Genomic DNA, 12,582 nt, shown 5'->3' on the forward strand with positions numbered 1-12,582 from the left:
GAAGATCCTTGCGATTAAATATTTTCCTGTAGATTGATGCCATAACCCAATAAGGGTAGTATCTTGCATCACCAAATTACTTACCAAATTGTAGACATGAAAGCCATCACGGACCTTATTGGTCGAATGTGTATTTCGCTAATTTTTTTCTACGAGGCCTACGATTCCATTGCTTATGCAAAGGCTACGAAGGAAACCATGACAGAATATGGCTTGCTGTGGCGTCAAGACTTGCTGTTTTATGGTGCAGTGGTCGCTTTGGTGCTGGGAAGCATTTTGGTGCTAATTGGATACCGATCCAGCCTGGGTGCCTTTTTACTGCTGGCCTACTGGATTCCGGTCACGTTCATTGTACATTCCTTTTGGAACGACCCTCCAGATATGCGCAGAATGGAGTCCATCCATTTTATGAAAAACATTGCCATCGTTGGAGGATTGCTATCTGTGCTCGTAAATGGGAGTGGTAAATACAGCATTCGAAGATTATTTGCTACTTTTAGGGTTCGCAACGCATAAAGCAAAGAAATTTATATTTTTAATATATGTAAATTTTTTTGTGTTTTGCATATCTTTACCTTTATCCGGTTGGATTTCATTTGTTCATTCAGGAAATTTACCTCTATTAAAAGCGACAAACGTGATCAAGGCAATAATTGTAGAAGACGAGATTAAAGGAAGGAATAATCTCAAAAACTTGCTTAAACAACATTGCGAGCAGGTTGAAATAATTGGAGAAGCAGGTACCAATTCTGAAGCACTTGCATTGCTTTCCGATGAGAGCATCGAGCCTGATGTTGCATTTTTGGACATCAGTTTACCCGACGGATTAATTTTTCAAATGCTTAGTCAGTTGGAAAATTTAGATTTTGAGATTATCTTTGTAACAGCTTACGAAGAATATGCCATAAAAGCTTGCGAATATAGCTCAATTGGTTATATCTTGAAGCCGATTGATCCTGACGCGCTTAAAGAAGCAGTAAGCAGGATTCGCATCCGGAGTAAAAACCAGATGGATAAGCGTCTAGAAATTTTTAGCGCTTACTACAACAACCCCAATGCTTTTTCAAAAATGAGCATTTCTGCCGTCGATGGCATCTACTTTGTCAATATTAAAGACATTGTACGCTTCGAGGCTGAAGACAATTATACCCACATCTACCTCAATGGCGGAGAACGAATAACCGCTTCCCGCACAATCAAATCTTACGAAGATTTGCTGGCTCCCTTCAATTTCTACAGGGTTCACAAGCGACATGTGATTAATTTGAATTACATGCGCAAGTTTGTGAAAGGAGAAGGAGGATTCGTAATTATGGATGACAACATAAAAATCGAAGTCTCACGCCGCCGTCGACCTGCGTTTATGGAGCAATTGCGTAAACTACAGGAGGGCCCGGTGCAATGAAGCCCCAGAATGGAATTTTTTCCATCGATGTGACTTCATGATCTCCGTAAATCTTAAATTCGGCAGGGTTAGTAACTTGCATACATGGTTTTGTCTTGCTGTTGTGTACAACTTTGAGACATTTTGACGTTCATTACTTGGTACTTTGGGGTAGTGTTCTTAACTTTCGCAATAGGAACCGATTTAAGCAATTTTTTATCCCATAAAACGCACTCATATGGGAAAGCCAAAAGATGAAAAAAAGAACCTGGACGACCTGAAAAAAGACTTGAAAACCGTCAAGAAGGAAGACATGAAAAAGATCACTGGCGGTAAAAAGGATGGGAAAAACTGGAACAATGGCTGTGGAGGAATTATTCCACAGTAGTCGTTTCGTGAGTCCGAACGCTGTTCTTACAACGAAAAAGCCTCCTGGAGACGATTGTCTTCAGGAGGTTTCTTATTTTTATTTGTAGTTGATTTTTATTGTTTTACAAAAGACGCTCGATGCCCGTCCTGGGTAACGATCCAATATCTTCCTACTGCTAAGCCTTCAACCGAAACCTCGGAGCGGGTGTACGTTTCAAGCACCATTCTTCCAACCGAATCGTATATGCGAATGCGGTTGGATTCTTGTAATCCCTGCAAATAAAGCCTCTCCCGAACCGGATTGGGGAAAAGTTGAATTTCCTGGAAATGGATCTCGCGCAAAGAAGTCGTTTTGGTTACGGTTATCGTAATTATTTTGGTCTCCTTTGTATCTCCAATGTCATCAATGGCAATTGCCTTGAGCTTGTGAACACCCAGTGCTAAATTATTTAAGGTGAGCCCAAAGGGTGTTTGTACACCTTCTCCCACTTTTACATCATCCACGTACAAAGCGATATTGATGATTTCCCCATCAGGATCTGCGGCATTCAATTTTATGTTCAGGGGGGTAGTCTGTTTAACCGTGGTATCTTTGGATGGACTGGTAAACGATAAAGTTGGAGGGGCATTGACAATTACAGCTACGGGTTGAGAGGTACTTGATGCACCAAAATTATCAAATGCCTTAGCTGCGTAAATGTAACCACCTGAATTAAGGCTATTGATTATAAACGTATAAGGCGAAGTTAGGTCTTCACCAAGTTTTACTCCGTTTTGCCAGAATTCGACTTTGCTAATGTTGCCATCTACATCACTTGCATTGGCTTGCAAAGTGAGTACATTGCCGGGAGTAAACTTTGCCCCAGAGGTAGGGCTGGAAAAGAACACAAACGGAGCAGCATTGACCACAAAATTCAAAGTAGAAGAGGTTGCGATCCCCCCAAGGTCGTCGGTAGCACGCGCAATAAAGGAATAATTCCCAAAAAAACTACTGGTGTATACGTACTCATAGGGCGCAATGCTATCTGTGCCTACTTTGGCGTTGTTGATGTAAAAATCTACTTTTTTCACCGTACCATCTGGATCGGTTGCATTCACGGTGAAGTTGAGCGTTGCATTAATTGGGAAAGTACTTCCATTGGCAGGCCCGGAGATGGACAGTATTGGAACTGCGTTGACCAATACTGCAACGGGTATAGATACGCTTGAGCCTCCTCTGGTATCAAAGGCTTGTACTGCAAAGAAGTAGGGCCCGGGTTGAAGATTGCTCACCGATAAAGAATAAGGAGCCGAGCTGTCTTCGCCAATCTTTTCTCCATTCTGCAAAAACACCACTTTACTAACGGCATCATCTGTATCACCCACTCTAGCCAATAAGATGAGATTGCCATTGCTTTGCAAGATACTGTTGTTGGCTGGAGAAGTCAAGAAAGCAAAAGGCGGCGCATTTACAATAACCTTTACTGCCGCTGAAACCGCAGTACTGCCTTTGTTATCGTATGCCTTAGCCGTGTAATCATAAGTGCCAGGGGGGGTAAATCCCAATTCATAAGCAAAAGGAGCATCGGTAACTTCTCCCACCTTTACCCCATTTTCAAAGAATTCTACTTTGTCGATACTACCATCGGTATCATTGGCCGTAGCAGTGAGGGTAATGGATTGCCCTTGCTGAAAAATTGCCCCCTTTACCGGTGCAGTTATCGAAACAGTGGGTGCAGCATTTTGACCGTGACATAAAAAAACGCATAATAGTGCTGGGAACAGGGCACTGAAATTTTTGGTGTGCATAAAACAGGTTTTTGGTTTAAACTTCTTCAGGAAAAGGCATGCAGCCATAATTGATTCCATGCGTTTTCCTTTTTCCATGTGTTCTTTGTCATAAATTTATGACGCAATTTACAACAGAAAATTAAAACCTTAAATACTGGAATAATTAGTATGAAAGAAAAAGTAGGAAAAATGACGGCAATGGGCAGCCTCGCAGGGTTAAAGTGAATGCATTTAAAAAAAACGAATGTGTTTTAGGGTAAACGCAAAGAGTAACGTATCTTTGTCAGTAGGCAGCTATTCGATCCCGGCATCCGTTCTCAAAACATTGGTCGCTGATAACCCAAAATCTATTTTTATGTTCGCTCGATTATTAAGTAACGCAGAAAAATTAACTTCCCGATTTTGCATCATACTAAGATACCTTTCACTTTTAAGTGTAGTGTTGCTTTGGCATGCGTGTCAAACGGATAAAACAGAAGCACCAATCCTGGATACTACGGTTGCCAAGGAATACGAACTCGATCTTTGGGAATCACTTGACAATAGTGTGCGAACTTTTCAGATTCGGGCGAGTACCATCAAAAGTGAAGATTGCCTCAACTACAACATCGAAAACGCAGTAAACCGTTTTGGCAGCAACTTCGAAATCAATTTGGGCAAACCCCTCATTCCCATTACTTGTGAACGTGGTTTTGGTCCGGCAAAATCAAATCTTGATCTTGGCATCCTTACCAATGGAACGTATAACCTCACCATAAAATTGGGTCAAATTGTGCCGAGTACTGGACGTTTGGTTGTCAATAACGGCAGCTATTACTTTTACATGCCTGCTCCAATTGGATTTAAGATTAACCAAAACATCTTGTACAGAATACCCGACAACACCATCTGGGGATACATTGACTATGAGCTGACCGCGTCCCCAATTGTCGAGCAATTTTTAGTAGATTTGAACAAAATCAGCCAGGATGCCGGACTCTCTAAAGGCTATTATGGTTATTTCAACATTCTGGACAATGAATCAATTGAATTGCAAAAAGTGGTGACGGATCGTCCAATCCGTCCAATTCTGCGGCGTTTTCAAGCCAACGATAAAGATTTGGAAAACGTGCTCAAGTCCTACCGGGATCGGTACGGAAAATCCATTTTGATTCACCTGCGCAATACCCTAGGCAAAGAATTTTAGACCTGCTCTATAGGCTGGCCTCCTGAACTTTTTTTTTGATGGGTGTTTCTTTGAGTTCAAAATTGAATCCTTGTTCCACCAATCTGTTGTAGCGCTTGCGGTCGAATTTGTACAATTTTGCAGGGCGATGTGCCACTCCTTCCTGGGTTTCACCACAATCTACCAATAAATTCATGCTCAGGATTTTTTTGCGGAAGTTGCGTTTATCCAGCGGGCAACGGAGGATGGCCTCATACAAATGCTGTAATTCGGTGAGTGTAAATTTTGGCGGCAAAAGCTCAAATCCAACCGGTCGTGTTTTGACCAGCCATTTTAATCGTTGCAAACAAGCTGTCAAGATGGTGTCGTGGTCAAATGCATGGAGTTGCAAATCGCTAACGGTGTGCCATTGGGTTTGCAGGGCTATGGAAGAGGGTTGAATGGTGTAATTGGCAATTTTGATCAGCGAAAAGTAGGAAATGGTGATGACCCGACCAAAAGCATGTCGATTAACCGAACCAAATGTATGAACCTGCTCCAAATACACTTTGCTCAGACCAGTCAATTCAGATAAAACCCTTTGAGCAGCAGAATCGAGGTCTTCATCGGTCTTTACAAAATATCCAGGCAAAGCCCATTCTCCAAAGTGTGGTTCTTCTCCACGTTTGATCAGTAACACCTTCAAATCTCCTTCATCGAAGCCAAAAATAACGTTGTCTACAGTGAAGGCAGATTTGAAATAATTGTCAAAATTTGTCGCCATTTGTCGCAGTAATTGTAGCATTCCTGTTTGGCAGAACAAATTATAAACTCTACCTATGAAAACCAAATAAAGAAGGGGATTAAGTTGCAAACTTGTACCCAACACCGCGGATGGAATGAAAATGGCGAGGATTTTTGGAGTCCCCCTCAAAGTTGCGCCGGAATTTTAAGATAAAATTATCAATGGTGCGGGTACTGGGGTATACATCATATCCCCAAACCGATTGAAGTATTTGCTGCCTTGAAACCACTTCATTGCGACGGTCGATCAACAATTTAAGCAGCATGGCCTCTTTTTTGGTCAACACAAATTTGCCCAAAATGCCGTCTGCTTCAAAAGTGATAAAGTTGATGCGGTTAGGGCCGAAGTCAAAAATTTCGGGCGTATTTTCCGGAGATTTGCTGGTGCGTTTGATGAGGTTGTTGATCCGCAGCAAAAGCTCTTCCAGCACAAATGGCTTGGTAAGGTAATCATCAGCACCTTTTTTTAGCCCTGAAATGCGATCTCCAACTGCCTCTTTGGCGGTGAGAAAAATGACAGGTACTTCCATGTCAGTCAGACGAATCTGCTCGCAAATCTGGAATCCATCAATTTCCGGCAACATTACATCAAGGATGATCAAATCAAAATGTTGTTCATGAAAATAGCGGATTGCATCTTTGCCATTACTGGTAGCCACCACCTCGAAGTTTTCCAGTTCCAGGTTGAGTTTGACTACATCGCGGATGTTCTCTTCGTCTTCAACAAGCAAAATACGCATCATGCTGTATCAATTTTGAATGCATTGAAATGGACACCAAGACTACAAAAATTATAGCTAATATATTTATTTTTTTTACCTTCAATTTTGACTTAAAGGCAAAAGTACTTCAAATACCGTACCTTTGGGGGAATTGTCATGTACATTGATGTATCCAGCATGTGCCTTTACAATCTGATCGACAATGTACAAGCCCAAGCCTGTACCTTTTGCCGTACGGGTATCCTCATTGCCAACGCGGTAGAATTTTTGGAAGATATTTTTCTTCTCTTTCTCCGGCACCCCCACTCCTTGATCCTTGATCTCTAATTTAATTTGTTGTGGCGTTTCAAATCCAAGGTAGGTATTGATGATTGCTTTTCCACCAGGGCCAGAATATTTTACCGCATTTTCAAGCAAATTGAGTGCAACTGAAATCAGTCCCATCTTGTCACCAAAGAAAAAGGGCATCTTTGCCTCTTGTTGGTAGGTGAATTCAGCTTCGGGATATTTGTCCTTTAGCTTGTTGATGATTTCTTCCAAAAGCACATGTAAGTCGAGAGGCTCTTTGTTTGCCTGGTATTTGGATTCCAATTTTGCTGAAAAAAGCAAATTGTTCACCAATGTATTTAGGCGCTCGGTTTCCTTCAGGGCATTATTTTGGAGTTGGCTTGTTTTTTCCTTTGGCAATTCGCGGCGCAAAAGTGTTTCGATAATCAGGCGAATCGAAGCGATTGGAGATTTGAGTTCGTGGGTAATGGAGAGTAAAAAATTCCGACTTTGCTGGGAAGCCACCATTTCCTTGTTGTAACCCCGGTTGATCAGGTATACCCCAAAGCCCAAACTGATCACAAAAACAATAGCTTCGCCCACAATCATCCATTCTTGTCTGTTATAGCGGGTGGATAGGCTTTGGTATTGGGGCGTTGCCAGAAATTCCGCATGGGTTTTGACCAATTTTTTTTTGATCATTCCATTTTCCAGCAATTCACTTTTGGCAGTAAAAGCATCCCGATTTTTGGTGAACAACAATACAGACCACCATGCAAATGCCATAATCATGTAGGCAATTACCATGTAGGACAGAAAGCGCAAGCGAATGTTTTGCTTTTCCATGTGAAAATGATTTACAGTGACTTCATTGATTCAGGCATGCTCTTAGTTTCAATGTGAAAAAACCACATCCAAAGCAGCCTTAAAGGCTTCAGTAGCTTTTTCCAAATCTCCATCTGTATGCGCTGAAGATACAAAACCAACTTCGTAGCCCGAAGGCCCAAGGTAAATTCCTTTTTTGAGTAATTCGTAGTGCAAAATTTTGAAATGGCTCATGCTGGAGGGATCGATCTGCTCCGCAGAAATGATGCGCTCACTGGCAAAAGCAATCCAAAAAATAGAACCCACACTTGGAAAACGCACGGCATATCCCTTTGAATCGGCATAGTCTTGTAAGCCTTTTACAAATGCTGCGGTTTTGGCATTGAGCGTTTCATAAAATCCCGGCTCTAGCAATTGTTTCAACGCAGCATATCCTGCTGACATCGCTACCGGATTGCCAGAAAGCGTACCAGCTTGATAAACTGGCCCATCTGGAGCAATATGTCCCATCAACTCCGCACTGGCACCGTAAGCCCCAACAGGCATCCCGCCACCAATGATCTTGCCGAAGGTAAGAATATCTGGCTTAATACCGTATAGTCCTGCCGCACCTTCAAATCCAACCCGAAATCCGGAGATCACCTCATCAAAAATAAGCAACACATTGTGTTTGTATGCTTTTAAGCGCAGGCACTCTAGAAACGAACGATCTTGCAACAACAAGCCATTATTGGCCGGGATAGGCTCGACAATGATACAGGCAATGTTGTGCCCTTCTTGCGCCAAGGTTTCTTCCAGTTTTTCTCGGTCGTTGAGCGGCAGCACAATGGTTTCTTTGGCAAATGCTTCCGGGATACCTGCCGAAGTACTCTCACCAAAAGTAACCAATCCTGAACCCGCCTTGACCAATAGCGAATCGACGTGGCCATGATAGCAGCCTTCAAACTTGATGACCTTGCTTTTGCCCGTTACTCCCCGGGCCAAACGCAACGCCGACATGACCGCCTCCGTACCAGAACTTACAAAGCGCAGCTTTTCGATGTATCGATGATTGTCTACAATCAATTGACCCAGTTCTATCTCCAATCTGGTTGGTGCCCCGAAGGAGGTGCCTTCTGCCACCGCCGCATAAATGCTTTCCCGGATTTGGGCATTGTTGTGCCCCAAAATCAGCGGTCCCCAAGAACAGCAAAAATCGATGTATTCGTTCTCGTCTTCGTCCCAAATGTGGCTGCCATCTCCCTTCTTGATGAAAATGGGAGGCCCTAAGACTGACTTGAATGCCCGTACCGGCGAGTTGACGCCACCAGGAAACAATTTTTTGGCCGCTTCAAAAAGGGCCGAAGAAACAGTGCGGTTGTGATCGAGGATCGTCTCCATCATAGTATTTATTGAAATTGCTACAAATATAACAAAACAACAAGGAATAGTTTAGAACCCCGAGCAGGTGTGACGGAGAAATGAGAATGCAGGTTGATCTCAGCGATGGTATGTTCCTTTATTGCACGGTGACATTAAAAGTTGCTTCTGCATCTGTCTCCCCGGTACCGCAGGCACTTGGGCTAGACTTGGTGGGCATATGCTTGAGGGTAATCCTAAGTGTTCCCGATCCAACTGCGCCAGTTTTCAGGGTGCTTTCTAGCCCGAGGGTATTGCCTGCTGCATCTTTGTCTTGTGGTTGGGGAGAAACCATCGCTCCTGTGGCAACAAAACACACCAAATGATCATTGCTTTCCTTTTTGACTTCTACGGTAAGGTCGAGTGAAGGTGCCTTGGACGCATCCAAAAAAGTTACGGTAAGCGCATAATCGGTATTGGCTTTCAGGGCAATGGGCTGAATGATGGGGGCTTGACCACCATCGCCATCTTTGTCTTCAGCAGTAAAAGTTAACGTTTGACCACCACCGACGAATTTGAGGGCAACAGTGGTAATCAACTCCTGCTCGTTGTCAGGCCCACCGTTGTTGTCTTTTTCGCAACCAAATAAAGCAAGCCCTAGAATGGCCAAAGTTGACCACTTGAATGAAATCCGTTTCATAGTTTTTGATTTTATTTTCTAGAAAAATTAAAAGGCACTTTCAATCGAAAGCCCAGGTTACGCCCGGGTTCAGCAGTGAAATATCGGAATCGGTTGAGGTATTCGCGGTACGATGTATTTAGCAGGTTGAAAACCGAAATACCCAATTCCAAATGCTGCTTTCCCCATTCAAACGTGTGAAAAAACTCGGCATCTACCCGCACATAACCTGGTGGGGGAGTGGCATAATCCGTTGCTGGAGCTTGTTGCTGCCGCATTACCGCCAAAACGCCAACTCGCACAAAAGATGGATGATCGGGATGTTTTTGCCCGTTGAAATTCAATTTTAGCCCCTGATCAAAGCGAAAAGGAGGCATGTATATCAAGAAATCGTGTAATTCCCGGTTCCAGCCATTGATGAGCGAGATTTTTGACTCCAGGTGCAAATTTTTATAAAGCACATAATCCGCAGTCCAGTCCAGCCCCATGATCCGGGCATCCGCCTGTTGGTAATCAAAGGCGGGAAATGCGCCCCGAATGGTCAATTCTGGTGCTGCGCGGGGTTGCAAATAAATGTAGTTGTTGACCAAGTTAAGGTATGCTGTCAATGCAAAACTCCATTTCTGGGTGTGAACCCCTTCCAGAGTCAGACTGTTGTTGAATCCACGTTCGGGTTGTAAGTCAGGATTGCCTTGCTCGTAACTGGCCGAGCCATGGTGTACCCCGCTGCTAAACAACTCATTGACCAAAGGTGAGCGCCAGGCTGATCCCGAATTGAAACGCAGCTTCAGAACATCGTTGAAGGCATAAAGCAGTCCCAGCGAAGCCGACCAGTTGTTGAAATTTCGATTTTGGTCGATGACCGTAGTGCCTTGTTCTCCGATGTGCAAATGCCGAATATCGTAACGCGCCCCAAATTCAAATTCCCAGGGATTGCCTACTTTAAAATGGCGCTCTGTCCAATACATGCCTGCATCAAAGTTGTCAAAACCCGGAATTAAGGCACCCCGATCCACTGTATTGATTTGTTTCTGGGCAGTTGTGCCCATCGCCCCTTGCCAATTGCGGCCCAGGCGGTGATCCCAATTGAGCTCGGCGGCCCAGGTGGTGATTTCAAATGCGATATTGGGTTCGTCGAGATTTTTGGGCAAAACGTTGTAACGGCGGTGTGCATCGTACTCTTGCCGGCGATTGAACTGGCGGCTGGCCTGAAACGTCAACTTATCTTTTTCCGAAATAGAATGGGCGATTTTGACCCGAAAGGTTTCGTGCAGAATCCTTTGCAAGGGACGCCCCAAATCGTAACTAAAACTGCCATCTTGTAGAGGCCTTCCTCGTTCGATGGCGTTGTTCAAATCGGTAAGGTTGCCAATATGCGAATCGCTTAAAATGCCCAATTGGGTATAGAAATGAGAGTAAAAGGTTTCAAGTACCCACTGTTCAGGTTGGTATTTGGCGCTCCAGGAGAAGTTGGATTCAGCAGCACCCGTGTTATTCAGGTAGTAATTGGGCGTTTGCAAATTTCCGGCACGCTTCAAGGTGCCCTGAATGCGGCCACTCAAGGGCAATTTGGCCAATTTCCCCTCCAACATGCCCGAGGCAATGCCGCTGCGACCGTTGGTAAAAGATTGCAAATGCAACTCCCCTCCGATGCCAGGGTTATGGCGCATGGGTTTGGGTTCCATTAGGATGATTCCGCCCAGTGCGTCTGAACCATACCGCACACTGCCTGCCCCTTTGACCACAGTGATGCGCTCCGAGTTGAAGGGATCTACTTCCGGGGCATGTTCGCTGCCCCATTGCTGGCCTTCCAGCCGAACGCCGTTGTTGAAAATCAGAATGCGATTGCTGTGCATGCCTTGGATAATGGGTTTGCTGATGGTTGCACCTGTATTGAGGCTGCTGACTCCACTGAGGCGCTTGAGGCTCTCGCCCAAGCCGAGCCCTTTGCCAGCATCCAGTGCTGTACCGGAGAGTTCAGAAGTAGTTTGAGTACCTGCTTTTTTGCCTACGGTTCCGGTGACCACTACATTTTGCAGGGTGACGGCATTTTCTTTCAAAGAGATGTCCAGTACGCTACTGCTGCGCAATCTCAGTTTTTGCTCTGCGTGATCACAACCGATGTGACTGCATACCAACGTGTATTCTCCTGGACAAAGGTTGATCAGTTGATAATGGCCATGCTCGTCGCTTTCTACACCTTGTTGGGTTTCTTTGATCACAATCCCGGCATAAGCCATGGGCAATCCCGTATCTGCATTCAACACCTGGCCTTTCAAGCTCAAATTGCATTGCTGAGCTTGTGCTATTGTTGGCCAAGCATGATTTAAAATAAAAATCCCCAATAACAAAAAAATTACTCTTTTCATATTTTGATTCAAAGCCTTTAGCAAAGCTAAATCATTTTATGCAACAATGTTTCATTTAGCTCGTTTATTTTTTGAGTTGACTTTTCGGATCTTTATCTGTAGTTTTATTTTAGAATTTATTTTTTTGTGTTTTTGTTTGTATTTTTGACACAAAACTTGTAATTATGCAGCCCATACTCGCTAAACAGCAGGTAGTTGACGATACGCATCGAGAAATCGATGATTTTTACCCAGATGATGATGGTAAACCTATGTCTGAAAATACCCTACAGTTTGAATGGATTACCCTGATTAAACAGGGTTTGGAGCTTGCATTTGAAGATCGCCCTGATGTATTTGTGGCAGGGGATTTGCTGTGGTATCCGGTTGAAGGCGATAATAAAATCAGGCAAGCACCCGATGTGATGGTGGCAATCGGACGGTCCAAAGGATATCGCGGTTCTTACAAGCAATTCCTGGAAGATGGAATTGCGACTCAAGTGGTTTTTGAAATACTTTCTCCCGGCAACCGCTTGGGAGAGATGATTAAAAAGTATGATTTTTATGAGGAATATGGTGTGCTGGAATATTATGTATACGATCCACATAAGCATACTCTTGAAGCTTATTCCCGCCCAAGTGTAGAAGATTATTGGATTGATACAATTGTTCAGGGCTTTACTGAGTGGAACAGCGATATACTGGGCTTGAAAATGTCCTGGATTGACCAGGAATTCAAGATATATCAAGCGGATGGAACACCATTTTTGTCTTATCAGGAGTTAAATGATCAGCGTCGTTTGGTTGAAAATAGCTTAAAAGACGCAAAGAAAGCAGAAAAAGAAGCCAAACTGAAAGCCCAAAAACTAGCCGAAAAATTACGCAGCCTGGGAATTGATCCTGACAGCGTATAATTAATTGTACCTTTGCAC

12 protein-coding genes are annotated in these 12,582 nt (G+C 43.8%); 5 read left to right on the forward strand and 7 right to left on the reverse strand.

Annotation, left to right across the window (positions count from 1 at the left end; translation table 11 throughout):
- Positions 1 to 96: 96 nt before the first annotated feature.
- From ABW391_RS01070 to ABW391_RS01080, 3 genes are all read left to right on the forward strand, one after another.
- Positions 97 to 516 (forward strand): DoxX family protein, encoded by a 420-nt coding sequence (locus tag ABW391_RS01070; RefSeq protein ID WP_353479959.1) that lies wholly within the window; start codon positions 97 to 99, stop codon positions 514 to 516.
- A 121-nt stretch (positions 517 to 637) separates the two neighbouring features.
- Entirely contained in the window at positions 638 to 1,405 is a 768-nt protein-coding gene (locus tag ABW391_RS01075) for a LytR/AlgR family response regulator transcription factor (RefSeq protein ID WP_353479960.1), read from the forward strand.
- A 217-nt stretch (positions 1,406 to 1,622) separates the two neighbouring features.
- A complete protein-coding gene (locus tag ABW391_RS01080; RefSeq protein ID WP_013766911.1) occupies positions 1,623 to 1,772 on the forward strand; it encodes a hypothetical protein in 150 nt (49 codons plus the stop codon).
- Between the two features lie 95 nt (positions 1,773 to 1,867).
- Here ABW391_RS01080 and ABW391_RS01085 read toward each other — a convergent pair whose 3' ends face one another.
- Positions 1,868 to 3,541, reverse strand: coding sequence for an Ig-like domain-containing protein (locus ABW391_RS01085; protein WP_353479961.1), 1,674 nt, complete (start codon positions 3,539 to 3,541; stop codon positions 1,868 to 1,870).
- A 337-nt stretch (positions 3,542 to 3,878) separates the two neighbouring features.
- On the opposite strand from ABW391_RS01085, the gene ABW391_RS01090 reads away from it, so the two are divergent.
- A complete protein-coding gene (locus tag ABW391_RS01090) occupies positions 3,879 to 4,709 on the forward strand; it encodes a hypothetical protein (protein ID WP_353479962.1) in 831 nt (276 codons plus the stop codon).
- Positions 4,710 to 4,716: 7 nt separating this feature from the next.
- On the opposite strand, the gene ABW391_RS01095 is transcribed toward ABW391_RS01090, so the two are convergent.
- The 6 genes from ABW391_RS01095 to ABW391_RS01120 all read right to left on the reverse strand — a co-directional run bounded on the left by ABW391_RS01095 (position 4,717) and on the right by ABW391_RS01120 (position 11,671).
- A complete protein-coding gene (locus ABW391_RS01095; RefSeq protein ID WP_353479963.1) occupies positions 4,717 to 5,451 on the reverse strand; it encodes an NUDIX hydrolase in 735 nt (244 codons plus the stop codon).
- A gap of 79 nt (positions 5,452 to 5,530) precedes the next feature.
- Positions 5,531 to 6,214 carry a response regulator transcription factor gene (locus ABW391_RS01100; protein ID WP_353479964.1) on the reverse strand — a complete coding sequence of 228 codons (684 nt, stop codon included), beginning with the start codon at positions 6,212 to 6,214 and terminating at the stop codon, positions 5,531 to 5,533.
- Positions 6,215 to 6,292: 78 nt separating this feature from the next.
- Positions 6,293 to 7,306 (reverse strand): sensor histidine kinase, encoded by a 1,014-nt coding sequence (locus ABW391_RS01105; protein WP_353479965.1) that lies wholly within the window; start codon positions 7,304 to 7,306, stop codon positions 6,293 to 6,295.
- 48 nt (positions 7,307 to 7,354) lie between these two features.
- Positions 7,355 to 8,665 (reverse strand): glutamate-1-semialdehyde 2,1-aminomutase, encoded by a 1,311-nt coding sequence (gene hemL / locus ABW391_RS01110; RefSeq protein ID WP_353480065.1) that lies wholly within the window; start codon positions 8,663 to 8,665, stop codon positions 7,355 to 7,357.
- Between the two features lie 118 nt (positions 8,666 to 8,783).
- On the reverse strand, positions 8,784 to 9,323 hold the full coding sequence (locus ABW391_RS01115; protein WP_353479966.1) for a hypothetical protein: 540 nt from the start codon (positions 9,321 to 9,323) through the stop codon (positions 8,784 to 8,786).
- Between the two features lie 11 nt (positions 9,324 to 9,334).
- The gene (locus tag ABW391_RS01120; protein WP_353479967.1) at positions 9,335 to 11,671 is read right to left on the reverse strand and encodes a TonB-dependent receptor; all 2,337 of its coding nucleotides are present in this window, start codon (positions 11,669 to 11,671) and stop codon (positions 9,335 to 9,337) included.
- A 164-nt stretch (positions 11,672 to 11,835) separates the two neighbouring features.
- On the opposite strand from ABW391_RS01120, the gene ABW391_RS01125 reads away from it, so the two are divergent.
- Positions 11,836 to 12,564, forward strand: coding sequence for a Uma2 family endonuclease (locus tag ABW391_RS01125; RefSeq protein ID WP_353479968.1), 729 nt, complete (start codon positions 11,836 to 11,838; stop codon positions 12,562 to 12,564).
- The last annotated feature ends 18 nt before the right edge of the window (positions 12,565 to 12,582 follow it).

It is taken from the genome of Haliscomenobacter sp. (assembly GCF_040403615.1).
GTDB lineage: Bacteria > Bacteroidota > Bacteroidia > Chitinophagales > Saprospiraceae > Haliscomenobacter.